Below are 23523 nucleotides of genomic sequence, written 5' to 3' on the forward strand. Positions count from 1 at the left end.
GCCGCGCCGGGCCACCCCGCCCGGCCCGCCGGGCTCATCCGCCGAGGGCCACCGCCAGCGCCGCGCCCACGAAGACGACCTGCAGCACGGTACGGACACCGAGCGGCGTCACCGGGCGCCCGGCGAGGGTGAGGCGCCGCCGCGCGGCCGACACGTTCGCCGGGAACATGGCGAGCATCAGCAGCACCAGCCCGGCTGCCGCCCAGCGCGCGGTGGCCGGGACCAGCAGGGCGAGCGCGCCGGCGAGTTCCAGCACGCCGGTGACGGTGACCAGCAGGCCGGGCCGGGGCAGCGACGGCGGGACCATGGCGATCAGGTCGGCCCGCCGGGACGCGAAGTGGGCCACGCCGGTCAGCACGAACATCAGCGCCAGCCCGACCCGCAGGGCGGGGTGCCACCCGTCCAGGGCGTTCACGCCGAGCAGGCCGGCGATCCGAGCCAGCGCGGTGCCGGCGAGAAGTGCGATCAGGGGTGCCATGGTCGATCCCTCCGGTTCCAGCCATCTTGTCGATGACAAGATTGCGTCGGCGGATGCCATCTTGTCAATGACAAGTTAGGGTGACGGCATGGCCTCGTACCACCACGGCGACCTTCGTCGCGTCCTGCTGAGCACCGCGGCCGAGGCGATCGCCGAGTCCGGGCCGGCCGCGCTGAGCCTGCGTGAACTGGCGCGCCGGGCCGGGGTCTCGCACGCCGCGCCCGCGCACCACTTCGGCGACAAGGCCGGGCTGCTCACCGCGCTCGCCGTCCAGGGCTTCGACCTGCTGACCGACGCGTTGCGGGAGGCCGGGGACGACCTGCTCGACACCGGCGTGGCCTACGTCGGGTTCGCGGTGCGGCACCGGGCGCACTTCGACGTCATGTTCCGGCCCGAGCTCTACCGGGCCGACGACCCGGAGCTGATCGCCGCCCGCGCCCGGTCCGGGGAGCTGCTGCGCGGCGGCGTGGCCCGGCACACCGGGCGGGAGCCGGACGCCGACGCGCTGGCCGCCTGGTCGATCGTGCACGGCTTCGCCACGCTCTGGCTCTCCGGCGCGCTGCCGCCACGGGTGGGCGACGACCCGGAGGCCGCCGCCCGCACCGTGATCAGGCGGTTGTTCGGCTGAGCCCGGCAGGGCGTCACCAGCTCGTCGGCAGCGGCATCCCCTCGGTGTAGCCGGCGGCGCTCTGCACGCCGACGAGCGCCCGCTCGTGGAACTCCTCCAGGCTGCGCGCCCCCGCGTACGTGAACGCGCTGCGCACGCCCGAGATGATCTCGTCGATCAGGTCCTCGACGCCGGGCCGGTTCGGGTCCAGATACATCCGGGCCGAGGAGATGCCCTCCTCGAAGATCGCCTTCCGGGCCCTGTCGAACGCGCTGTCCTCGGCCGTACGGGCGCTCACCGCGCGCGACGACGCCATGCCGAAGCTCTCCTTGTAGCGCCGCCCGTCGGCGTCGGTGTAGAGGTCGCCGGGCGACTCGTAGGTGCCGGCGAACCAGGAGCCGATCATCACGTTCGACGCGCCCGCGGCCAGCGCCAGCGCCACGTCGCGCGGGTGGCGTACGCCGCCGTCGGCCCAGACGTGCCGCCCCAGCGAACGGGCCGCCGCCGCGCAGTCGAGCACCGCGGAGAACTGCGGACGACCCACGCCCGTCATCATCCGGGTGGTGCACATCGCACCCGGTCCGACGCCCACCTTCACGATGTCCGCGCCCGCGTCGACCAGGTCGCGTACGCCGTCTGCCGTCACCACGTTCCCGGCCGCCACCGGCACCGGCGGGTCCAGCCGGCGGACCGCCCGCAGCGCCTGGAGCATCCGCTCCTGATGCCCGTGCGCGGTGTCCACGACGAGCGTGTCCACACCGGCCTCCAGCAGCGCGGCGGCCTTGCCGGTGACGTCGCCGTTGATGCCCACGGCGGCCGCGATCCGCAGCCGTCCCCGGTCGTCCACGGCCGGGCTGTAGAGCGTGGCGCGCAGCGCGCCCTGCCGGGTCAGCACCCCGACCAGGCGGCCGTCGCCGTCCACCACCGGCGCGAGCCGCCGGCGGCCCGCCGACAGCCGGTCGAATCCGGTACGCGGGTCCGCGTCCGCAGGCACGGTGTGCAGCTCGGTCGACATCACGTGCCGGAGCTGGGCGAAGCGGTCCACCCCGACGGTGTCCGCCTCGGTCACCACGCCCATCGGGCGGCCGTCCGCGTCGACCACCACCACCGCGCCGTGCGACCGCTTCGGCAACAGGTGGATGGCGTCGCCGACGGTGTCGGTCGGCCCGAGCGTGATCGCCGTGTCGTGCACCAGGTGCCGCTGCTTGACCCAGCCGACCACGTCGGCGACGACCTCGATCGGGATGTCCTGCGGGATCACCGCCACCGCGCCGCGCCGCGCCACCGTCTCGGCCATCCGCCGCCCGGCGACGGCTGTCATGTTCGCCACCACCAACGGGATGGTGGTGCCGGTCCCGTCGGTGGTGGCCAGGTCGACGTCGAGCCGGGAGCCCACCTCGGAACGGTTGGGCGCCATGAAGACGTCGTTGTAGGTCAGGTCGTGCGCGGGGACCGCGCCGTGAAGGAACCGCACCCGGCCATCATTCCCGCCCGGCGGCGCTCCCGCCCTCGGTGGTGGCTCAGACCACCCGGCCCCGCGCTGTTAAGAGGGGGCCCCTTCTCTACCGCACGCGTTAAGAAGGGGCCCTTCCTTACACCTCAGGCGATGGTGCAGATGGCGGCGCCGGACGTGATCACCGCGCCCACCTCCGCGGCGAGCCCGCTGACCTTGCCCGCCTTGTGCGCGTGCAGCGGCTGCTCCATCTTCATCGCCTCCAGCACCACGACCAGGTCGCCCTCGGCCACCTCGTCGCCGTCCGCCACGGCGATCTTGACGATCGTGCCCTGCATCGGGGAGGTGAGCGTGTCACCGCTGACCGCGGCGCCCGCCTTGCCCCCGCCACCCCGGCGGGCCGGCTTCTTCGCGGCGGGCGCGGCTGCCGCCGTACCCGCGCCGAGCCCGGCGGGGAGGACGACCTCCAGCCGCTTGCCGCCCACCTCGACCACGACGGTCTCGCGCTCGGCCGGTTCGTCGGCGGCGCCGGCGGTGGCGGTGAAGGCCGGGACGGTGTTGTCCCACTCGGTCTCGATCCACCGGGTGTGCACGGTGAACGGCTCGGCGGTGAACGCCTCGTCGCGGATCACCAGGCGGTGGAAGGGCAGCGCGGTGGCCATGCCCTCGACCACCATCTCGTCGAGCGCCCGTCGGGCCCGCTCCAGCGCCTCGGCGCGCGTCTCGCCGACGATGATCACCTTGGCGAGCAGCGAGTCGAAGTTGCCACCGATCACGTCGCCGGCCGAGATGCCGGTGTCGACCCGCACGCCCGGCCCCGACGGCAGGCGCAGCGCGGTGACGGTGCCCGGGGCGGGCAGGAAGTTGCGGCCCGGGTCCTCGCCGTTGATCCGGAACTCGATGGCGTGCCCGCGCGGCGTCGGGTCCTCGGTGAAGCGCAGCTTCTCCCCGTCGGCGATGCGGAACTGCTCGCGTACCAGGTCGATGCCGGAGGTCTCCTCGGTGACCGGGTGCTCGACCTGGAGCCGGGTGTTCACCTCCAGGAACGAGATCGTGCCGTCCGCGCCGACCAGGTATTCCACGGTGCCGGCACCGTGGTAGCCGGCCTCCCGGCAGATGGCCTTGGCGCTGTCGTGGATCTGGGCGCGCTGGGCGTCGGTGAGGAACGGCGCGGGCGCCTCCTCGACCAGCTTCTGGTGGCGGCGCTGCAGCGAGCAGTCCCGGGTGCCCACCACGATCACGTTGCCGTGCTGGTCGGCCAGCACCTGCGCCTCGACGTGGCGCGGCTTGTCCAGGTAGCGCTCGACGAAGCACTCGCCCCGGCCGAACGCGGCGACCGCCTCGCGGGTGGCCGACTCGAACAGGTGCGGGATCTCCTCCATCGTGCGGGCGACCTTCAGGCCACGCCCGCCACCGCCGAACGCGGCCTTGATGGCGACCGGCAGGCCGTGGTCGACGGCGAACGCCATCACCTCGTCGGCGTTGGCGACCGGGTCCGGGGTGCCGGGCACCAGCGGCGCGCCGGCCCGCTGCGCGATGTGCCGGGCGGTCACCTTGTCGCCGAGGTCGCGGATCGCCTGCGGGGTGGGGCCGATCCAGGTCAGGCCGGCGTCGAGGACGGCCTGGGCGAAGTCGGCGTTCTCGGAGAGGAAGCCGTAGCCGGGGTGCACCGCGTCCGCGCCGGAGCGGGCCGCCACGTCGATCAGCTTGTCGATGCGCAGGTAGCTGTCGGCGGCGGTGTCGCCGCCGAGCGCGTACGCCTCGTCGGCGAGCGTGGCGTGCAGGGCGTCCCGGTCGGAGTCCGCGTAGACGGCGACGCTGGCCAGCCCGGCGTCGCGGCAGGCGCGGATGACGCGGACGGCGATCTCGCCGCGGTTGGCGATGAGAACCTTGCGCACCTTGGGGCTCCTCCCGGGAGGTCGTTGCCGGGAGTTTAGCGGCCGAGCTGCGAGGCCTAACGATCGCTCAGTGTGGGATGCGGCACTGTAGTCAAACTTGGTTATTACGCTTGTCCCGTGTCGGCAACGAGGATGATGATTCTGGGCTTGGTCCGGTGGATGCAGCCGGTGCACGGCTACGACGTGCGCCGCGAGTTGCTCAGCTGGAGCGCGGACAAGTGGGCCAACGTGCAGCCGGGCTCGATCTACCACGCGTTGCGCAAGCTCACCGACGAGGGCCTGCTCCGGACCGTCTCGGTGGAGCAGGTGGGCGCCCGTCCGGCGCGCACCACGTACGAGGTGACGCCGAAGGGGGAGGACGAGTTCGAGACGCTGCTGCGGGCGCAGTGGTGGCAGGTCCAGGAGCCGCCGGACCCGTTCGTGGCGGCGTTCTCGTTCCTGCCGGCGATGCCGCGCGAGGAGGCCGCGGCGGCGTTGCGCAACCGGGCGAACCTGCTCCGGGCCGGTGTCGAGTCGATGCGCGCCTCGCTCGACTCGGACTGGGTGCGCACCCGCAAGCCGGTGCACGTCGGGTGGATGTTCGAGCTGTGGCTGGCCCGCGCCGAGGCGGAGACGGCCTGGTGCGAGCGGATCGCGGAGCGGATCGAGTCGGGAGTGTCGTACCTGCCCGATGGGATGGAACGGGCCGAGGGTTGGTCGGGCTGGACCGACGGCTCCGGTGACACGACATAATCAACGTTGACTACAAGAGCTATATCGCGTTAGCCTCGGCGGGAATCGCGGGGGATTCGTGCGTCCTCGCGGACGATCGGCGGCCGCTCAGGTCCGCCCGGACGACCAGGAGCAGAAATGATCGAGACCAGGGGGTTGCGGAAGTCGTACCGCTCCCGCGCGGGTCGCGAGACGAAGACCGTGGACGCGGTCCGCGGCGTCAACCTCGACGTCGCGGCGGGGGAGATCTTCGGCTTCCTCGGGCCCAACGGCGCCGGCAAGACCACCACGCTGCGGATGCTCGCCACGCTCATCGAGCCGGACGGCGGGGAGGCCACGGTGGCCGGGGCCGACCTGCGCAAGAACCCGGCCGAGGTGCGCCGCCGGATCGGTTACGTGGCCCAGGGCGGCAGCACCTGGGACGAGTCGAGCGCCCGCGAGGAGCTGGTGCTCCAGGCCCGCCTCTACGGCATCAGCAAGGCCGAGGCGCACCGCCGCGCCGAGCGCGCCCTCGAAGCCTTCCAGCTCACCGAGTACGCCGACCGCAAGAGCAAGACCTACTCCGGCGGACAGCGCCGGCGCGTCGAGATCGCGCTCGGCATCATCCACGAGCCGAAGATCGTCTTCCTGGACGAGCCGACCACCGGCCTCGACCCGCAGAGCCGCGCGCACATGTGGGACGAGATCCGCCGGCTTCGTACCGAGGGGATGACCGTCTTCATCACCACGCACTACCTGGACGAGGCGGACGCGCTCTGCGACCGCATCGCGATCATGGACCACGGCGAGGTGGTCGCCGAGGGCACACCGGCCGAGCTGAAGCGGGAGATCTCCGGCGAGGTGGTGATCGTCGGCCTGGACGCCGCGACCACTCCGCGCGCGGCCGAGCTGCTCGACACCGAGGCGTACGTGAGCAAGCTGGAGACCGTCGACGAGGGCGGCCTGCGTCTCTACGTCGACGAGGGCGCCACCGCGATCCCGCAGGTGCTGCGCCGCCTCGACCACGCCGGGCTGGACCTGCGCTCGATCGAGCTGCACCGCCCCAGCCTCGACGACGTCTTCCTCACCAAGACCGGCCGCTCGCTGCGCGAGTCCTGACCCCCGGAGTAGCTGTCATGAAACTCGCCCGCGACACCTGGCTGATCTTCCAGCGCCAGACGCAACTACTGCTGCGCAACCCGGTGTGGATCTTCGTCGGCGTCTTCCAGCCGGTGATGTACCTGCTCCTGTTCGCCCCGCTGCTCAAGCCCGCGCTGAACGCGCCCACCCAGGCCGACGCGTACAAGATCTTCGTGCCCGGCCTGCTCGTGCTGCTGGCCATCTTCGGCGGCCTGTTCCAGGGCTTCGGCCTGATCGCCGAGCTGCGCGCCGGCGTCATCGAACGCTCCCGGGTCACCCCGGTCAGCCGGCTCGCCCTGCTGCTCGGCCGCTCGCTGCGCGATGTGGTCTCGCTGATCGTGCAGGCGATCATCATCACGCTGCTGGCGCTCGCGTTCGACCTGCGTGTGTTCATCGGGAACCTGCTCCTGGCGTACCTGATGCTCGCCCTCATCGCACTGATGACCTCGGCCGTCTCCTACGGCATCGCACTCAAGGTCAAGAGCGAGGACGCGCTCGCCCCGCTGATGAACACCGTCGCGCAACCGGTGCTGCTGCTCTCCGGCATCCTGCTGCCGCTCACCTTCGCCCCCGGCTGGCTGCAGGGCGTGGCCAAGTGGAACCCGTTCTCCTGGGCGGTCGAGGGCACCCGCGCGCTGTTCAACGGCGACCTCGGCAACGACCGGGTCTGGCAGGGCCTCGGCATCATCGCGGTGCTCGCCGCCGCCGGTGTGGTCTGGGCCGCCCGTCAGTTCGCCCGCAGCGTGCGCTGAGCAGGGGGAGAGCTACCTCTCAGCAGGGGCGGGGCACCGGCCGGGCGCGCGTAGCGTAAGGCCAGTGCCTCGCCTCACCCGTGACCGGATCACCTGGCTGACGTACGCACAGCTCGGTCTGTGGGGCTTCTTCCTCTACGGGTTCGGCCCGGTCGTACCGCTGCTCCGCGACGAACAGGGCACCAGCGCCGCCGTCGCCGGCCTGCACAGCACCGGCATCGCGGTGGGCGCGCTCGCCGGTGGCGCGCTGTTCGCCCCGGTCGCCCGCCGATTCGGTCGCGGCGCGGCCATCTGGCTCGGCCTCGCCGGTGTCGCCGCCGGCGTCACCGCGCTCGGCCTGCTCCGCCCGCTACCGGCCACGCTCGCCGCCGTCGCGCTCATCGCCACCTTCGGCATGATGGTCGTCAGCGGCGTCAGCGTGGTGCTCACCGCCCGCCACGGACCCGCCGCCCCGGCCGCGCTCACCGAGGCCAACGCGGCCTGCGCCGGCATGGGCATCCTCGCGCCGCTGACGATCGGCGCGAGCGTCGACGCCGGTCTCGGCTGGCGACCGCTGATGGCCGTCGAGGTCGGGCTGATCACGCTTGTCGCGCTCGCCGCCCTGACGTTCCGGGTACGCGGGCCGCGACGTGCCCCCGCTGTCGCGGCTGCCGGCGCACCGGTCCTCGTCGCCGCCTCCACCCGGGTACCCGCCGTCCCCGCTTCGGTGGCGTCCGAGGCCGCCGTGCCCGCCCCCGCTTCGGAGGTGCCCGTCCCCGGGGTGCCGTCGTCGGGGCGGCTGCCGCGCGCGTACTGGATCGCCTGGGTCTTGATGTCCGTCACCGGGTCGATCGAGGTCTGCCTGTCGCTCTGGACCGCCGACGTGCTGCGGACCCACGCCGGGCTGAGCGCGGGCGGGGCCTCGGCGGCGGTCGCCGCGATCGTCTGTGGCATGTTCGCCGGCCGGCTCGCCGGTGGCCGCGCGGCGTTGCGCTGGGCGCCGGTGCCGCTGCTGCTCGGCGCGCTCACCGTCTCCCTGGCCGGGTTCGCACTGTTCTGGGGGAGCACTGTCGGGTGGCTCGCGGTCACCGGGCTGGTCGTGCTCGGGCTCGGCAACGCGCTGCACTACCCGCTGGCGATCTCGATTGCCCTGGCCGTGGCCGGTCCGGCCGCCGACAAGGCGGCGGGCTGGTCCGCGTACTCGATGGGTGTGGGTTTCGGGATCGCGCCGGTGGCGCTCGGGTGGGTGGCCGACGGCGTCGGCCCGCACCCGGCGTTCCTGCTGCTGCCCGCGTTCATCGCGGTGGCGGTGCTGCTCGCCGTGCGGCTGGGGCGTGCCCTGCCTGCCCCGGTCCGCGCGGCTTGATCGACCCCACTTCGGCATCCCGCGCTCAGGAACACCGCCACCTCGCCGAGGTGGTCTTCGGCCGGCTCAGAGCACGCGGGCGAGCGTGACGCCGTCGGCGATCGGCAGCATGACCGCCTCGACCCGGACATCAGCGATCACCGCGTCGTTGAACGCGGCGATCGCCCGGTCGTCGGCGTTGCGCGGGGCGAGCACCCGGCCGTCGCGCAGCGTGTTGTCGACGGCGATCACCGCGCCGGGACGCATGCGGGGCACCAGCTCGTCCCAGTAGAGCGGGTACCCGACCTTGTCCGCGTCGATGAACGCGAAGTCCAGATAACGCTCGCGGGGCAGCTCGCGCAGAGTCTCCGCGGCCGGGCCGATACGTAGCTCGATCCGGTCCTGCACGCCGGCGCGCTCCCAGTAGCGCCGGGCCACGCCCGTGTACTCCTCCGAGATGTCGAAGCAGGTCAGCCGGCCGCCCTCGGCCAGTCCTCGGGCGATCGCCAGCGAGGAGAGGCCGGTGAACGTGCCCACCTCCACGGCCTGCCGTACGCCGAGCAGCCGGGTCAGGAACGTCAGGAACGCTGCCTGCTCCGGCGCGACCTGCATGACCGCCTCGGCGGGCAGGGCCGCAAGGGTCTCCTCGGCCAGGTCCCGGACGACCTCGTCCGGGGTGGACCCGTGGGCCACCAGGTAGGCGTGCAGTTCCGGAGTGAGCGGCAACGGCTTCGTGGTCATGTCCGGACGTTAGCCGAGATGCTCGATCTCCTGGCCCCCGGGCGCGATCTTCGTCCACAGGTCGACGATGCTCAGCTCCACCTCGGCGAGCAGCCGGCGCAGCAACGGCAGGGACAGCCCCACCACAGTGCCCGGGTCGCCCTCGATCCCGGTCAGGAACGCCCCGCCCAGCCCGTCGATGGTGAACGCGCCCGCCACCGCCAGCGGCTCGCCCGTCGCCACGTACGCGGCGATCTCGTCGTCGCTGATGTCGGCGAAGTGCACGGTGGTCGAGGCGACCGCCTCGGCGCGGGACTCGTGCGTCACGTCGATCAGGCAGTGGCCGGTGTGCAGGACGCCGCTGCGCCCGCGCATCCGCTGCCACCGGCGGGTGGCGTCCGCCGCGTTATCAGGCTTGCCGAGGATCTCGCCGTCGAAGGCCAGCACCGAGTCGCAGCCGAGCACCAGCGTGCGCTCGTCCGGCGAGGGCCACAGCCGATCGCGTACCGCCTGCGTCTTCAGCCGGGCCAGCTCCAGGCACAGATCCTCGGCCCGATCGCTGACCACCTGCGACTCGTCCACACCGCTGACCAGCACGTCGGGCTCGATCCCGGCGGCCTGGAGCAACTTGCGGCGGGCGGGAGACTGCGAGGCGAGCACGAGGCGCACCGGTACGGAGGTCGACACCCCGCCGACGCTACCGGCTGACCCGGGGCGGCGGGTCGCCGGCACGTCGGCGCCGCCGCCAGAACAGGTACCCGCCGCCCGCCGCCACCAGGACACCCAGGGTGGCGAGCCCGCGTACGGTCGCGGCATTGTCGCCGTCCTGCTTCGGGGCTGCCTCCGCCGATGCCGGTGGAGTCACCTGGGAGGACTCGAAGCCGAGCGGGGGGACGTCGGCGGTGAGCGCGGCGACGAGGTCGATGACGCCGTAGCCGTACTGGTCGTCGCGGCCCGGTGGTCCCTTGTCGACGGCGGTGGCGGTCAGCCGGTGGGCGACTTCCTGGGCGGGGAGGTTGGGGTACTTGGAGCGGATGAGAGCAGCAGCCCCGGCAACGATCGCAGTCGCATCCGACGTGCCGGTGCCGACTCGATAGCCTCCGTTCAGCCCGGTGCTGTAGATGTCCACGGCCGGCGCCACGACATCAATTTCCGGCCCGGCAACCGAGACTGCGGCGTGGTTCCCTGTCCTGTCTACTCCCCCAACGGCAATTACCGATTCCTCGACGGCCGGGTAGCCGACAAACGCATCCTCAGGTCGGTTGCCGGCAGCGGCAACAATAGTGATGTCTGCCGCTATTGCATTCCGGATTGATCGAACAAGGTTCGGGCTTGCGCCGCCTACACTGGAAATGCTAATCACCTTCGCGCCCCGGGAGGCGGCGAAGTCTATGCCTTCCGCTAGCACATCAGGATCGCCGCGGCCGTCCGGCGGAGTGACCACTACCGGGAGAATTTTGGACCGTGGTGCAATTCCCTGAGCGGAGCCCTCGCGCCCTGTTGCTGCGATCAGGCCCGCCATTCCTGTGCCGTGGCCACTCGAGTCGCTTCGGCCGTCACTCGTTCCGCCTCGGATCAAATTTGCGCCTTCGAGTAGGTTGCCTGCGAGGTCGGGATGAGGGGAAACGCCAGTATCTAGCACTGCAACGGTTACGCCTTCGCCCCGGGTTAGGCCATGTGCCTGCTCCGCTTTCAAGTACTGCAAGTGCCATTGCTCGGCTGAAGATGACTTCAGTTCGAGGTGGTCGGGCGTTGCTGCTGCTGCGGCTGTCAATGCCGCTAGCGTTGCCAGCAGTGCGACATATGCCGAGCCTCGCCCCAGGCTCACCTGCTGAAGCCGATTGCTGGCCCTGGATCAATCGGCCCCTCGTCCTCGGGAGGTCGCATCACTGGCTCGACGCCCTTTTGAGTTTCCCAAGGATTATCCGGATCCCACGCCGAATCTTTCGTCTGATCGGTACGTCCGCGGCTAGTCTTCGGTTGGTAACCCAACGGGCTTCCCGCCGCGTGACCGCTTGCAGGAACTGCGAAAGGGCCAGATGCTCGAGCGCCGCCGGGTCGAGAACCCGCAGCCCCGCTGGGAGAGGTGCCTGCTCCGCCGCCGCCGATAACGCCGCCAACTGGATTGATTTTGCGCGGGGCCGAGCGGTTCGCTTGCCCCTGTCCAGCAGCAGGCGCGCCACCGATAAGCCCAGGCGGGGTGGTGCGTGGAGCAGCGGCTGAGCCGTTGCGCTGGCCGTCCGGGTGTTGTGGAGTAGCGAACGGTCTTCCCCCACCTGGGGAAATGTTGCTCGCCGGTAGGTTAGGAGGAAGCACTGGCGGCGTGCCGGGGCCAGCAGGGGCAGGAGGCGCAGTGTTGGCCGGGGTGGTGGGTTGCGAGATCGTTCCTGCTGCGCCAGACGGGACGCCTCCAAGCACGGGCCCGATCACGGGTGCTTGGTTCGGCACTACAGCTGGTGGAAGTCGTCTTCCTGAACGCCCCACGGCATTGACAGACCTGTTACTTGGGCCAGTCGCCACAGGAACGATGGGGGGAATGAGAGGAACAGCGCCGCCGCCGCTTCCTCCGATTTCGTCTGCAGCGACGTCGCGGGGAGGCCGAACCGGAGGTGGCGGCTGGCGAAGCATGACCTGGGCGTGCTGGAGTTCGCCGCTCAATCCCGTCATCAACCCGCGCGCCCGTACGTTCAACTGCTCCAGGTCGTCGTCCGTCACCGGGGGCCGCTCCGGCAACCGGCTGCCCGCCACCGCCTTCGGGTCGGCGATCGTCGCCTCGTACGCCTGCTTCTGCCGCAGCTTCTTCTCGTACTCCTCGTGCAGCGGTTGCAGCTCGGCCCGCGCGCTGCCGATGGCGCGGGCGGCGGCCGCCAGCGCGTCGTAGTTCGCGGCGGCGGCGTCGTGGGTGCGCTGCACGCGCTCGATGAGCTGGTCGAGTTCGGCGATGTACGCCCGCGCGGCGGCGTTGGTCTCCGGTGGCCACGCGTCGGCCAGGCCGCGCCGGTATTCGCGCAGGCGGCTCAGGTGGGTCAGGGCGAGGTCGCAGACCTTGCGCCAACCGGCGACCTGCTTCCACTGGCCGGCGGTGTCCTGGTCCTGCACGCACGCCCACATGCTGAGGACGTCCATCAGCCGCCAGTCGGTCAGCCCGGAGGTGCGTCCGCTGCCCCGTTCGATCACGGCAGGATCACCCGGCTCTGCTCGGGGGCTGTGGGGTCGGCCAGGGGTGGCATCGGGCGGGCGACGGCGCTGGACGGCCCGGCCAGCGCCCGTTCGACGTCGGCCACGCGTGCGGAGGAGAACGCGTCGGCGTCGCCGTAGCGGGCGGCGATCCGCCCGGCGGCGTCGGCGAGCCGCCCGGTCGCCGGTGCGAGATCCCACACCGCGCTCACCGCCGCGGTCTGGGTGTCGTGGTGGGCCTGGAGGAACTGGACCAACTCGATGAAGGCGTCTGCCGGGTTGGGCACCGGCGCCTTCATGTCGTCGGCGATGTAGGACAGGTGCGGCGAGTAGTTGCGCGTCACCTCGTCCTGGAGGCGGTCGGCGAACTCCCGCATCTGTCGGATGTCGGCCTCGATGCCGCCGTAGCCGCGCAGCCAGCCGGCTGGCTGGTTGTCCTCCGGGATCATCGGAGCCTCCTGCCCGTCACCACACGGTTTCCCTGAGTGAGGTTAATGGCTCCACGTGGATCCCGGCAGCCCCGCCCGGCGCCGCGAGCGGAGGAGGATGTCAGCGGGGCAGGCCGGAGGCCCGCCACGCGCCGGGGCCGGCGACCGGCCCGGCCAGGGCGGGCCGCGCGCTGCGCGCCCACTGCGACACGGGGGCCGGCGCGGCGGCCTGGGCCGGGCGGGTGCGCACCACGATCGCGCCGACCAGAGCGGCCAGCTCCTCGGCGGTGGGCACGCCACGGACGATCCGGAACAGCGGCTCCTCGGCAGACATGACCCCAGGGTACGCGTCGCGAATTCGACCTTCGCCGTACAGTGGCGTGCCGACGGTGTGGGCGTCGCAGCGGCCGGGTACGGTTCTCTGCGATGTCGAACGCGCTCCCCCAACTCGTCGCCGACCGGTACCGGCTTCTCACGCCGCTCGGTCAAGGCGGCATGGGCCGCGTCTGGAAGGCGCGGGACGAGGTGCTGCACCGGGACGTGGCCATCAAGGAACTGGTCCCGCCCCCCGGCCTCACTCCGGAGGAGCGCCGCGAGATGCGCGAGCGCTCGCTGCGTGAGGCGCGGGCGATCGCCCGCCTCAACAACGTCAACGTGGTCCGCATCTTCGACGTGCTGCGCACCGACGGCGACCCGTGGATCGTCATGGAGTACGTGGCGTCGAAGTCGTTGCAGGACACCATCGCCGAGGACGGCCCGGTGTCGGCGGCGAAGGCGGTCGAGATCGGCCTGGGCGTGCTGAACGCACTGAAGGCCGCGCACAAGGCCGGCATCATGCACCGCGACGTCAAGCCGGGCAACGTGCTGCTCGGCGAGGACGGCCGCGTGGTGCTCACCGACTTCGGCCTGGCCACCATCCCCGGCGACCCGAACGTGACGCGTACCGGCATGGTGCTCGGCTCACCCGCGTACATCTCGCCGGAGCGCGCCCGCGACGGCACCGCGGGCCCGGAGGCGGATCTCTGGTCGCTCGGCGCCACGCTCTACGCGGCCGTCGAGGGCAAGTCGCCGTACGCCCGCCCGTCGGCGATCGCCACGCTGGCCGCGCTCGCCACCGAGCCGATGCCGCCGCCGCGCAACGCCGGGCCGCTCAAGCCGGTGCTCCAGGGCCTGCTGCGCAAGGACCCGGACGAGCGGATCACCGCCGAGGTGGCGGAGCGCATGCTGCGCAAGGCCGCCGGCCGTCGGGCCAAGAGCATCTCGCTGCTGGACGGCGTACGCCGGCCGGGGCCGAACGGTCCACGCGTGCCGCGCCCGCCGCTGGTGCCCGCGCCGCGCCCGGCCGACCAGGCCGAGCGATCGGCGGGCGCCGCGTCCGGGGTCTCCGCAACCGGGGGTACGGCGGCAGCCGCCGACCCGACGGCGAAGGTGCCGGCACCCACCTCGGACGCCCGGCCCACCGCTAAGGTGACCCCGCCGCCCGCCGACCCGACGGCGAAGCTCGACCCGGCGCCCTCGGCCGACGAGACGCGTGTGGACGACGAGGCGCGGGTGGACGGCGTCGACCCGGCGCTGGACGAGACGCGGCTCGACGGAGAGCCGGTCATCGACACCCCGGCGCCGGTGAGTCCGGCCGTGACCGGCTCCGCGCCGGTCAGCCCGGCTCCCGTGCAGGAGGCGTCGTCGACCGGCCGCGCGACGGTGCTGCCGGTCGAGAAGTCCGCGCCCAACCGGCGCAACCTGCTGATCGGCGCACTGGTTCTGCTGCTGCTCGTCGGCCTGGTGGTGGCCGTGCCGCTGCTGAACAACGGTGACGACGGCGACGGCGGTGAGCCGACTGCAGGCACCTCGGCGTCGGCGGCGGCGCCGCCCGCGCCGAGCGAGAGCGCGTCGCCGAGCGCCCCGGCGGCGAGCGCGTCGGCCAGCCCCACGCCGTCGGCCAGCCCGTCGGCCTCGGGGTTCACGCTGCCGGCCGGGTGGCGTCTCTACACCGGCCCGAACGGTTTCAAGGTGCCGATCCCGAACGGTTTCGAGGCGCGGGTCGGCCGGGACAACGTCGTACTCTACGAGGTCGGCGGCAGCCGGCGGGTGCTGTTCATCCAGTGGACGCCGTCGCCGAAGCCCGACGCTTTCGCCGACTGGAAGGGCCAGGAGCCGTACCGCGCTTCTCGCGTTCGGGATTACAAGCTGGTCGGCATCACCAAGTGTGACCCCTACTTCCGCACCTGCGCCGACTGGGACTGGCTGGAGACGCGCAACGGCGACACCCGCTTCCACGTGCGCAACCGGGGTGTGGCGACGGCCAGCAACCGGGGCTTCGCGCTGCGCTGGGAGGTGCCCGCGAAGGACTGGGACGCCAACCTGGCCAACTGGGAGATCATCACCAAGGGCTTCGTGCCGGACCGCAAGAACTGACCGGGAATCCCGCCGGTCACGAAACTCGCTCGCATGGCTTTCCGTCCTCGGGGGTATGAATCCCTCCGACGACGGAAGGAGGCGCGACATGGGTTACCGACGGAGGTACACCGGCCCGCGGCTGGCACTGTGGATGCTCGTTGCGCTCGGCGACGTCGTACTGCTCCTGATCAGCGCCGGCCTGTCCGCGCCGGTCGCGGTCCTCGGCGTGCTGACGCTCACGGTCGTGGGTGTGGCGGCGTGGCGCCTGACGCGCCGCACGCCGGTGCCCGTCCCGGCCACCGCGCGCCGCCGAGCCTGATTCCGGTACGACGACAGCGGGACCGCCCCGAGACGAGGCGGTCCCGCCGGTGTCGCGTGCCTGTCAGGTGTTGTTCGCCAGCGCGATCAGCCGGCTGCGGTCGCCGTTCCAGTAGTTGCGGTCGACGTTGCCGCTGATCCCGGAGACGGCGCCGGTGCTCGTGTACTGCCAGAAGCTGTAGAACGGAGCGCCGGCCGGCAGGGTGCCGGGCGAGCTGGCCCAGCGGGCGATCCACAGCGGGTGGTTGGCCCACGGGCCGCTCCAGCTGCCGGTGCACTGGTTCCACCAGCTCGTCGTGGTGTAGATGACCGCGTACCGGCCGGTGCGGGAGCGGTAGGTGTTGAGGAAGTCCTGGACCCAGTTGCGCATGCCGGTGGTGCTCAGGCCGTAGCAGTAGCCGCCGCTGTAGGGGTTGCCCTCCAGGTCCAGCGCGGCGGGCAGCGTACGGCTGTCGGCCGACCAGGCGCCACCGTTGCTGGCCAGGTAGTTGGCCTGGGTGGAGCCGGCGGAGATGTTCGGGCGGGCGAAGTGGTACGCCCCGCGGATCACCCCGGCGTTGTACGCGTTGACGTAGTTCGCGTTGAAGTTCGGGTCCTTGTAGCTCGTGCCCTCGGTGGCCTTGATGAAGGCGAACTGGATGCCCGAGTTGCGCACGCTGGTCCAGTTGATGCTGCCCTGGTAGCGGGAGACGTCGATCCCGGGCGTGGTCGCGGCGGCGGCCGGTCCGGCGGTCGCCACGAGGGCCGCGGCCGCGGTGGCGGCGGCGGCCAGGCCGGCGGCGAGAAGCCGGCGTACGGAGAGTCTGGTGCTGGGCATGGTTGCCTCCAGAGGGACGTCCGTCTATTGACGCCCATCTTTGGAGCTTAGTGCCCTAGATCGCAATAGGGGGAAAGGAAATTTTCATCGACGGCCGTCGTTCGCCCTGATGGCGCGACAGTTGCTGATCAGCGCAGGTCGCTCGGGTCCATCGCCCAGCGGAACGGCTCGGTGACACTCAGCGTCTCGCCCGCCTTGGCGACGGCATCCTCGACGTAGTGCGCGCCGTCGAGCCGGTGCAGCCGCAGCGAGTGACTGTCGCCGTCCTGCTCGACGAGCAGGTACCACGGGATTCGGGCGATCGCGTAGAGCTGCATTTTGACCAGCCGGTCAGCGGCGGCGTTGCCGGGCGAGACGATCTCGCCGACAAGCGCCACGCGCTCGGCGTCGAGGACCACGCCGTCGTCGTCGGCGTCCGTGACGACGAGGTCCGGGATCACGATCCGGTCCACGCCCAGCCGCACGTTGATGGCTTCGTAGACGAACAGGCCGGACGGCTCGGCCGCCAGCTCGACGGAGTTCGCCAGGCGTCGCGCCACCCGCTGGCGCCGTCGGCTCGGGGCAGGGCTCACGATCAGGCTCCCGTCGAGCAGTTCGATGCGGTCGTGGCTGTCGTCCAACGCGAGGTAGTCGGCCTCGGTCCACGGACCGACGTGCGAGCTGTAGGGCTCCAAGGGAGCTGCGCTCACCGACCTCACCTCCGCTCCGGCGCCTCGTCCGATCAGTCTCACACTCTATGAGACTCGGTCGGTCGAGCGACACGGCTCGGGGCGGTAGGCTCCCCGCCCATGCCCCTGATCGACGGTCTCACCACGCTCTGGGACACGCTGATGAGCGCCCAGCCGGACCCGCCGCCGCTGCTCGTGGTGGTCACCGCCGTGGTCGCGCTCGCGGTGGTCGTGGCCCGGCTGCCCTGGCGGATCGCCCGCAACGCGGTGACCATCGCGCACGAGGGCGGCCACGCGCTCGTCGCGCTGCTCACCGGCCGGCGGCTGCACGGCATCCGGCTGCACTCGGACACCTCCGGGCTGACGCTCTCCGCCGGTCGTCCCACCGGGCCCGGCATGATCCTCACGCTGCTCGCCGGATACGTCGCGCCGTCGCTGCTCGGCCTCGGCGGCGCCTGGCTGCTGGCCGGCAACCGGATCACGCTGCTGCTCTGGCTCGCGGTGGCACTGCTGCTGGCCATGCTGGTGATGATCCGCAACCTGTTCGGCGTGCTGTCGCTGCTGGTCACGGGCGGCGTGGTGCTCGCCGTCTCCTGGTACACCTCGCCCGAGGTGCAGGCCGCGTTCGCCTGGACGTCGGTCTGGTTCCTGCTGATCGGCGGCGTACGGCCGGTGTTCGAGCTGCACCGGCAACGCGCCCGGGGGCGGATGCCACAGTCCGACGCCGACCAGCTCGCCCGGATCACCCCGTTCCCGGCACTGTTCTGGGTGGGCCTGTTCCTGCTGGTGAGCGTGGGCGCGCTGGCCGCCGGCGCGCTGCTGCTGGCCGGCCCGATCCTGGCCGACACGGGCCTCACCGCCTGACCACGCCGATCCGCATCGCGTCGCGGAGCGGGCCGCCTCGCGGCAGGGCAGAATCGGACCCGTGCGATACGTGATCATCGGAGCGGGCGCGGTCGGCGGCACCATCGGCGTACTCCTGGCCGACGCCGGCCGCGACGTGACGCTCGTGGCCCGCGGCGCGCACCTGGACGCGCTGCGGGAGCGGGGTCTGACGCTGCGCACGCCGGACCGTGACGTGACCGGCCGGCTCCCGGCGGTGGCCGGGCCGGACGGGCCGCCGCTGCCGGCCGACACCGTGCTGGTCCTCACCGTGAAGTCGCAGGACACCGTGGCGGCGCTCGACGCCTGGGCGGACGCCCCGGTCGAGGGCGGCGGGACGGCGGGCGAGCGACTGCCGGTGGTGCTGGCCCAGAACGGCGTGGCGAACGAGCCCGCCGCGCTGCGTCGCTTCGCCCGCGTACACCCGGTGTGCGTGTGGCTGCCCGCCACGCACCTGGAGCCGGGCGTGGTGGTCGCCAACGGCCATCCGCACCCGGGCATGCTGCACATCGGCCGCTACCCGAGCGGCGCCGACGACACCTCCCGGGCGGTCGCCGCCGACCTGACCGCAGCCGGGTTCGTCGCGCCGGTCCGGGACGACGTGATGCGCTGGAAGTACGGCAAGCTGCTCGCCAACCTCGGCAACGGCCTCCAGGCCCTGCTCGGCCGGGACGTGCCGGAAACCCTGTCGAAGCGGGTACGCGCCGAGGGCGAGGCGGCGCTCGCCGCCGCGGGCATCGCCCACACCACTGTCGACGAGGAGGCCGCCGAGCGCGGCGACCGGGTGTCGCACCGGCCGGTGGACGGGGAGGAACGCTCCGGCGGCTCCACCTGGCAGAGTCTGGCCCGTGGCGCGGGCTCGGCCGAGACCGACCACCTCAACGGCGAGATCGTGCTGCTCGGGCGCCTGCACGGCGTGCCCACCCCGGCGAACGCGGCGGTGCAGGTCGCGGTACGCCGGGCGGTCCGCGACCGGATTCCGGCCGGCGGCTTCCCGCTCGGCGAGTTGGAGAAATTGCTCGGCTGAGCGGGCAACCCGCGCCGCGCCGCCAGGCGTGTCCCCTCACGAAGACGGGGAGGTGGCAGGTGCCCGACAGCGAGGGCTTCGACGAGTTCTACCGGGGCAGCCGGCAGCGGATGCTCGGCTTCGTCTACGTGCTCACCGGTGACCTCGCCGAGGCGCAGGACGCCGTGCAGGAGGCGTACATCAAGGCCTGGCAGCGGTGGTCCACGGTGCGCGGGTACGACGACCCGGAGTCCTGGGTACGGGTGGTGGCGAGCCGGATCGCGGTGAGCCGCTGGCGCAGCCTGCGCAGCCGGGCCCGCGCCTACCTGCGGCACGGCGCGGTGGCGGACGTGCCGGCGCCGAGCACCGAGACGCTGGAGGTGGTCGAGGCGCTGCGCCGGCTGCCCGAGGCCCAGCGCACCGCGATCGCCATGCACTACCTGCTCGGCATGCCGGTCGCCGAGGTGGCGCGGGAGACCGAGGCACCGATCGGCACCGTCAAGGCCCGGCTTTCCCGGGGGCGGACCGCACTCGCCGGGCTGCTCGCCGTGGTGGATCTGGAGGAGGAGGCGGCAGATGCCTGACGACGTCGCACTCGTGGAGTTGCTGCACCAGGATCTGCGCAACGTCACCTGGCCGGAGCCGGAGGTGATCCGGGCCACCGCCCGGCGGCGCAGCCGACGCTCCGCCGCGCTCGCCGCGGCCTCGGTGGTGGTCGTCGCGGCGCTCACCGCGACCCTCGTGGACCGGGCCGGTGCGCCGCCGCCCGCCGCCGGTGCCGTTGACGGACGGGGGGAGATCGCGGCCGAGGCGATGCTGGAACCGGCCGACATCCCCGTTTCGACCGGCGAGCGACTCAGCGAGACCGGCCTCGACGAGCCGGTCCGGGTCGACGACCTCCTCCAGGTCTGCGCCCGGGAACAGGGGCGGCCGGCCGAGGAACCGCGCTCGCGCTACTCGCGGTCGCAGACCCTGCTGGAGCCGCCGACCGAGCCCGCGACCACCATCGGAACGGTCCTCACCCAGGACGTCTACCGGATGGCGCCCGGCGCGGCGGGCCGGTTCGTCGCCGACCTGGAGGGCACCGTCGCGGCCTGCGGCGCGTGGCGGACGACGGGCCAGGTCTACACCGAGCGGGGGATGACCGGCGCCGAGGTCGTGCACCGCTGGTACGTCGCGGCTAGCGGCTTCGCCGGAGACGAGGCGCTGCTGCTGCGGCACGAGGCGAGCGTGGCGGCGGACGAGGCGAACGGCCGGCCGCCCGGCTACGCGCCGCTGTTCGAGGACCGCTTCGTCGTACGGGTGGGTGACCTGGTGACGGTACTGATCCCGGCCGGCCGGCTGCGGACCGACCTGCCCATGGGCCAGGCGCCCGAGGGCAGGGTGACCGAGGAACAGGTACGGCAGATGGCCCGGGTCGCGGCCGAGCGGATGTGCGTGGCCGCGAACCCGGGCTGCTGACGCCGGTGCCCCCGCCGCTGAACCGGCGGGGGCACCCGGCGCACTACAGCGGGATGTTGCCGTGCTTCTTCGGCGGCAGCGTCTCGCGCTTGGTGCGCAGCACCCGCAGCGCCCGCACGATCTGGGTACGCGTCTCGTGCGGCGGGATCACCCCGTCCACGTAGCCGCGCTCGGCGGCGATGTACGGGTTGGCCAGCGTGTCCTCGTACTCGGCGATCTTCTCGGCGCGGACCGCGGCCGGGTCCTCGGCGTTCGCCAGATCCGCGCGGTAGAGGATGTTCACCGCACCCTGCGCGCCCATCACCGCGATCTGCGCGGTCGGCCACGCGAAGTTCAGGTCCGCGCCCAGGTGCTTGGAGCCCATCACGTCGTACGCGCCGCCGTACGCCTTGCGGGTGATGACGGTGACCTTCGGAACGGTGGCCTCGGCGTACGCGTAGATGAGCTTCGCGCCGCGGCGGATGATGCCGTCCCACTCCTGGCCGGTGCCGGGCAGGAAGCCGGGCACGTCCACGAAGGTGAGCACCGGGATGTTGAACGCGTCGCAGGTGCGCACGAACCGGGCCGCCTTCTCCGACGCGGCGATGTCCAGCGTGCCGGCGAACTGCATCGGCTGGTTCGCCACCACGCCCACCGGGCGTCCCTCGACGCGGCCGAAGCCGACCACCATGTTCTGCGCGTACAGCGGCTGCACCTCGAGGAACTCGCCGTCGTCGAGCACGTGCTCGATGACCCGGTGCATGTCGTACGGCTGGTTCGCCGAGTCCGGGATCAGCGTGTCCAGCTCCCGGTCCTCCTCGGTGACGTCGAGGATCGCGGGGGCGTCGAAGACCGGCGGCTCGTCCAGGTTGTTCGACGGCAGGTACGACAGCAGCGCCTTGACGTACTCGATCGCGTCCTCCTCGTCGGTGCCGAGGTAGTGCGCGTTGCCGCTGCGGGTGTTGTGGGTGCGGGCGCCGCCCAGCTCCTCCATGCCCACGTCCTCGCCGGTGACCGTCTTGATCACGTCGGGACCGGTGATGAACATGTGCGAGGTCTGGTCGACCATGACGGTGAAGTCGGTGACCGCCGGGGAGTAGACCGCGCCGCCCGCGCACGGGCCCATGATGAGCGAGATCTGCGGGATCACGCCGCTGGCCCGGACGTTGCGGAAGAAGATCTCGCCGTAGAGCCCGAGGGACGTGACGCCCTCCTGGATCCGCGCGCCGCCGGAGTCGTTGATGCCGACGACCGGGCAGCCGATCTTCATGGCGAGGTCCATCAGCTTGACGATCTTCTCGCCGAAGACCTCGCCGAGGGAGCCGCCGAAGACGGTGAAGTCCTGCGAGAAGACGCAGATCTGCCGGCCGTCCACGGTGCCGTAGCCGGTCACCACGCCGTCCCCGTACGGGCGGGTCTTCTCCAGCCCGAAGTTCGTCGAGCGGTGCCGGGCGAACTCGTCCAGCTCGACGAACGAGCCCTCGTCGAGGAGCATCTCGATCCGCTCGCGGGCGGTCTTCTTGCCCCGCGCGTGCTGCTTCTCGACCGCCCGTGCCGACCCGGCGTGCACCGCCTCGTCGAGCCGTCGCTCCAGGTCCGCCAGCTTGCCGGCGGTGGTGTGGATGTTGAACCCGGTGTCGGTAGTCACCCGTGGAATATAACGATGGTTCAGGTGTCTGAGGCTGTGCAGTGCGCCTCACCCGGGCCGTAGGCTGGCGGGATGCCCGGTTCGCCGTACACCGATCTGGACCGACCGCCGCTGTCGGCGGCCCGGCTGCGGCGCGCGCTGGTCGCGCCGAACGGGCCCTGGCGACGCTTGGAGCTGCTGGCCGAGACCGGCTCGACGAACGCGGACGCGGTGGCCGCGGCGCGGGCCGGCGAGCCGGAGGGCCTGGTGGTGGTCGCCGAGCGGCAGACCTCCGGGCGGGGGCGGCGGGGCCGCGTCTGGCAGTCGCCGCCGCGCGCCGGTCTCGCCACGAGCGTGCTGCTGCGGCCCGGCGAGGCGGACGCCGAGCGTGGCTGGTCGCCGGTGCCGGTCACCGGGTACGGCTGGCTGCCGCTGCTCGCCGGTGTCGCGCTGGTCGAGGCGGTACGCCTGCTGGCCGAGCTGGACGCGCGGCTGAAATGGCCGAACGACCTGCTGGTGGACGGCGCGAAGTGCGCCGGGGTGCTGGCCGAGGCGGTGCCCGGGGAGAACGACAGGCCGCCCGCGATCGTCGTCGGTGTCGGGCTGAACGTGACGCTGCGCGCCGACGAGCTGCCGGAGAACCCGACCGGGCTGCCGGCCACCTCGCTCCAGCTCGCGGGCGCCACCGCCACCGACCGGGATCCGCTGCTGCGGGCGCTGCTGCGCTCGCTCGCCGACTGGTACGAGCGCTGGCGTGACGCCGGAGGGGACGCGGAGGCCAGTGGGCTGCGTGAGGCGTACCTGGCCGGGTGCGCCACCGTCGGCCGCCAGGTGCGGGTGCTGCTGCCCGACGGCAGCGAGGCGCGCGGGACCGCCACCGGCGTGGACGGCGACGGGCAGCTCCTGGTCGAGACGGGCGCCGAGACGCTGCGGCTGGCGGCAGGAGACGTGCTGCACCTGCGGTGAAAGGAAGGGCCCCTTGTTAACGCCTCCGGTAGAGGAAGGGCCCCCTGTTAACAGACCACGGGCAGCCGTCCGCGCGGCCGATGCCGGGCGGACGCGGCGACCGGTTACGGTCAGCGCGTCCTGTTCTGCGAGGAGGTTCCCCCGTGGCGTTCCCCGAAGACGTGCTCACCGAGGACGAGCACGTCGTGTTGCACCTGCACCCGCACTGGAAGGCCCTGATCCGGCCGGTCCTGGTGCTCGTGCTCGCCGTCGCGGCGGTCGTCGCCGGCTGGCTTCTGCTGCCCGACGGCAGCGGCGGCACGATCGCGCTCTACGCGATCGCCGTGGTCGCCCTGGCACTGGTGCTGTGGCTGGGCCTGTGGCCGTTTCTGGTCTGGCGCACCACGCACTACCTGTTCACGAATGAGCGCGTCCTGCTCCAGCAGGGGGTGCTGTCGCGCAACCGGCGGGACCTGCCGCTGACCCGGATCAACGACCACGCGATGAACCAGCGCTTCGTGGAGCGGCTGCTCGGCTGCGGCACGCTGACCATCGAGTCGGCGGGTGAGCGCGGCCAGTCGGTGCTGCACGACGTGCCGGGCGTGGACAGGGTGCAGACGAAGCTCTACGAGCTGGTCGAGGCGCACCACGACAAGCACAGCCTGGGTGACGGCGAGATGCGCGAGATCCTGGCCGACATGTCCGAGGGCAAGTCCCTGCGCGACCAGCCCTGACCCGTCGGACAGAGAAGGCCGG

The 23523-nt window shown here is 72.2% G+C and carries 25 protein-coding genes; 13 read left to right on the top strand and 12 right to left on the bottom strand.

Features of this window, described 5'->3' with window-relative positions; translation table 11 throughout:
- Positions 1–34 precede the first annotated feature (34 nt).
- Entirely contained in the window at positions 35–478 is a 444-nt protein-coding gene (locus tag ACQP26_RS04300) for a DoxX family protein (RefSeq protein WP_433495002.1), read from the bottom strand.
- 88 nt (positions 479–566) lie between these two features.
- Between ACQP26_RS04300 and ACQP26_RS04305 the strand changes: the two genes are divergently transcribed.
- Entirely contained in the window at positions 567–1106 is a 540-nt protein-coding gene (locus ACQP26_RS04305) for a TetR/AcrR family transcriptional regulator (RefSeq protein WP_269702233.1), read from the top strand.
- A 13-nt stretch (positions 1107–1119) separates the two neighbouring features.
- Here ACQP26_RS04305 and ACQP26_RS04310 read toward each other — a convergent pair whose 3' ends face one another.
- Both ACQP26_RS04310 and ACQP26_RS04315 read right to left on the bottom strand, forming a co-directional pair.
- Complete coding sequence (locus ACQP26_RS04310; protein ID WP_269702232.1) at positions 1120–2559, bottom strand: GuaB1 family IMP dehydrogenase-related protein; 1440 nt, start codon at positions 2557–2559, stop codon at positions 1120–1122.
- Positions 2560–2684: 125 nt separating this feature from the next.
- On the bottom strand, positions 2685–4436 hold the full coding sequence (locus tag ACQP26_RS04315) for an acetyl/propionyl/methylcrotonyl-CoA carboxylase subunit alpha (RefSeq protein WP_433495003.1): 1752 nt from the start codon (positions 4434–4436) through the stop codon (positions 2685–2687).
- 132 nt (positions 4437–4568) lie between these two features.
- On the opposite strand from ACQP26_RS04315, the gene ACQP26_RS04320 reads away from it, so the two are divergent.
- The 4 genes from ACQP26_RS04320 to ACQP26_RS04335 all read left to right on the top strand — a co-directional run bounded on the left by ACQP26_RS04320 (position 4569) and on the right by ACQP26_RS04335 (position 8363).
- Positions 4569–5168 (top strand): PadR family transcriptional regulator, encoded by a 600-nt coding sequence (locus ACQP26_RS04320; protein ID WP_269706918.1) that lies wholly within the window; start codon positions 4569–4571, stop codon positions 5166–5168.
- Between the two features lie 117 nt (positions 5169–5285).
- The gene (locus ACQP26_RS04325; protein ID WP_071096823.1) at positions 5286–6245 is read left to right on the top strand and encodes an ATP-binding cassette domain-containing protein; all 960 of its coding nucleotides are present in this window, start codon (positions 5286–5288) and stop codon (positions 6243–6245) included.
- 17 nt (positions 6246–6262) lie between these two features.
- Positions 6263–7018, top strand: a complete 756-nt coding sequence (locus tag ACQP26_RS04330; RefSeq protein ID WP_433495004.1) for an ABC transporter permease — start codon at positions 6263–6265, stop codon at positions 7016–7018.
- Between the two features lie 64 nt (positions 7019–7082).
- Positions 7083–8363 carry an MFS transporter gene (locus ACQP26_RS04335; protein ID WP_433495005.1) on the top strand — a complete coding sequence of 427 codons (1281 nt, stop codon included), beginning with the start codon at positions 7083–7085 and terminating at the stop codon, positions 8361–8363.
- 66 nt (positions 8364–8429) lie between these two features.
- Here ACQP26_RS04335 and ACQP26_RS04340 read toward each other — a convergent pair whose 3' ends face one another.
- The 6 genes from ACQP26_RS04340 to ACQP26_RS04365 all read right to left on the bottom strand — a co-directional run bounded on the left by ACQP26_RS04340 (position 8430) and on the right by ACQP26_RS04365 (position 13001).
- Entirely contained in the window at positions 8430–9083 is a 654-nt protein-coding gene (locus ACQP26_RS04340; protein WP_269702226.1) for an O-methyltransferase, read from the bottom strand.
- Between the two features lie 9 nt (positions 9084–9092).
- The gene (locus ACQP26_RS04345; RefSeq protein ID WP_433495006.1) at positions 9093–9749 is read right to left on the bottom strand and encodes a Maf family protein; all 657 of its coding nucleotides are present in this window, start codon (positions 9747–9749) and stop codon (positions 9093–9095) included.
- 10 nt (positions 9750–9759) lie between these two features.
- The gene (locus ACQP26_RS04350; RefSeq protein WP_433496084.1) at positions 9760–10884 is read right to left on the bottom strand and encodes a S8 family serine peptidase; all 1125 of its coding nucleotides are present in this window, start codon (positions 10882–10884) and stop codon (positions 9760–9762) included.
- A gap of 2 nt (positions 10885–10886) precedes the next feature.
- On the bottom strand, positions 10887–12239 hold the full coding sequence (locus tag ACQP26_RS04355) for a hypothetical protein (RefSeq protein ID WP_433495007.1): 1353 nt from the start codon (positions 12237–12239) through the stop codon (positions 10887–10889).
- Positions 12236–12688 (bottom strand): hypothetical protein, encoded by a 453-nt coding sequence (locus ACQP26_RS04360; protein WP_269702219.1) that lies wholly within the window; start codon positions 12686–12688, stop codon positions 12236–12238. The genes ACQP26_RS04355 and ACQP26_RS04360 overlap by 4 nt, the downstream gene beginning before the upstream one ends.
- Positions 12689–12788: 100 nt before the next feature.
- Positions 12789–13001 carry an acyl-CoA carboxylase subunit epsilon gene (locus ACQP26_RS04365; RefSeq protein ID WP_013474005.1) on the bottom strand — a complete coding sequence of 71 codons (213 nt, stop codon included), beginning with the start codon at positions 12999–13001 and terminating at the stop codon, positions 12789–12791.
- Positions 13002–13093: 92 nt separating this feature from the next.
- Between ACQP26_RS04365 and ACQP26_RS04370 the strand changes: the two genes are divergently transcribed.
- Together ACQP26_RS04370 and ACQP26_RS04375 are read left to right on the top strand one after the other, a co-directional pair.
- Positions 13094–15082 carry a serine/threonine-protein kinase gene (locus tag ACQP26_RS04370; RefSeq protein WP_269702217.1) on the top strand — a complete coding sequence of 663 codons (1989 nt, stop codon included), beginning with the start codon at positions 13094–13096 and terminating at the stop codon, positions 15080–15082.
- Between the two features lie 88 nt (positions 15083–15170).
- Positions 15171–15383: a hypothetical protein gene (locus tag ACQP26_RS04375; RefSeq protein WP_194798598.1), complete on the top strand. Its 213-nt coding sequence runs from the start codon at positions 15171–15173 to the stop codon at positions 15381–15383.
- A 63-nt stretch (positions 15384–15446) separates the two neighbouring features.
- Here the strand turns inward: ACQP26_RS04375 and ACQP26_RS04380 are convergent, their stop codons facing one another.
- Both ACQP26_RS04380 and ACQP26_RS04385 read right to left on the bottom strand, forming a co-directional pair.
- Entirely contained in the window at positions 15447–16199 is a 753-nt protein-coding gene (locus tag ACQP26_RS04380) for a GH25 family lysozyme (protein WP_269702215.1), read from the bottom strand.
- A 128-nt stretch (positions 16200–16327) separates the two neighbouring features.
- Positions 16328–16888 (bottom strand): Uma2 family endonuclease, encoded by a 561-nt coding sequence (locus tag ACQP26_RS04385; RefSeq protein ID WP_433495008.1) that lies wholly within the window; start codon positions 16886–16888, stop codon positions 16328–16330.
- 99 nt (positions 16889–16987) lie between these two features.
- Here ACQP26_RS04385 and ACQP26_RS04390 point away from each other — a divergent pair, with 99 nt between their 5' ends.
- The 4 genes from ACQP26_RS04390 (at position 16988) to ACQP26_RS04405 (ending at position 20216) form a co-directional block, all read left to right on the top strand.
- Positions 16988–17731 carry a M50 family metallopeptidase gene (locus ACQP26_RS04390; protein WP_433495009.1) on the top strand — a complete coding sequence of 248 codons (744 nt, stop codon included), beginning with the start codon at positions 16988–16990 and terminating at the stop codon, positions 17729–17731.
- A 61-nt stretch (positions 17732–17792) separates the two neighbouring features.
- Positions 17793–18776, top strand: a complete 984-nt coding sequence (locus tag ACQP26_RS04395) for a ketopantoate reductase family protein (RefSeq protein WP_433495010.1) — start codon at positions 17793–17795, stop codon at positions 18774–18776.
- A gap of 59 nt (positions 18777–18835) precedes the next feature.
- A complete protein-coding gene (locus ACQP26_RS04400; RefSeq protein ID WP_269702199.1) occupies positions 18836–19339 on the top strand; it encodes a SigE family RNA polymerase sigma factor in 504 nt (167 codons plus the stop codon).
- Positions 19332–20216 (top strand): hypothetical protein, encoded by an 885-nt coding sequence (locus ACQP26_RS04405; protein ID WP_433495011.1) that lies wholly within the window; start codon positions 19332–19334, stop codon positions 20214–20216. Before ACQP26_RS04400 ends, ACQP26_RS04405 begins: the two co-directional genes overlap by 8 nt.
- A gap of 43 nt (positions 20217–20259) precedes the next feature.
- On the opposite strand, the gene ACQP26_RS04410 is transcribed toward ACQP26_RS04405, so the two are convergent.
- A complete protein-coding gene (locus ACQP26_RS04410) occupies positions 20260–21843 on the bottom strand; it encodes an acyl-CoA carboxylase subunit beta (protein WP_433495012.1) in 1584 nt (527 codons plus the stop codon).
- Positions 21844–21915: 72 nt separating this feature from the next.
- On the opposite strand from ACQP26_RS04410, the gene ACQP26_RS04415 reads away from it, so the two are divergent.
- The gene (locus tag ACQP26_RS04415) at positions 21916–22788 is read left to right on the top strand and encodes a biotin--[acetyl-CoA-carboxylase] ligase (RefSeq protein ID WP_269702193.1); all 873 of its coding nucleotides are present in this window, start codon (positions 21916–21918) and stop codon (positions 22786–22788) included.
- Positions 22789–22931: 143 nt separating this feature from the next.
- Positions 22932–23501: a PH domain-containing protein gene (locus ACQP26_RS04420; RefSeq protein ID WP_269702191.1), complete on the top strand. Its 570-nt coding sequence runs from the start codon at positions 22932–22934 to the stop codon at positions 23499–23501.
- Positions 23502–23523: the final 22 nt, after the last annotated feature.

It is taken from the genome of Micromonospora sp. CA-248089 (genome assembly GCF_050948515.1).
Lineage (GTDB): Bacteria > Actinomycetota > Actinomycetes > Mycobacteriales > Micromonosporaceae > Micromonospora.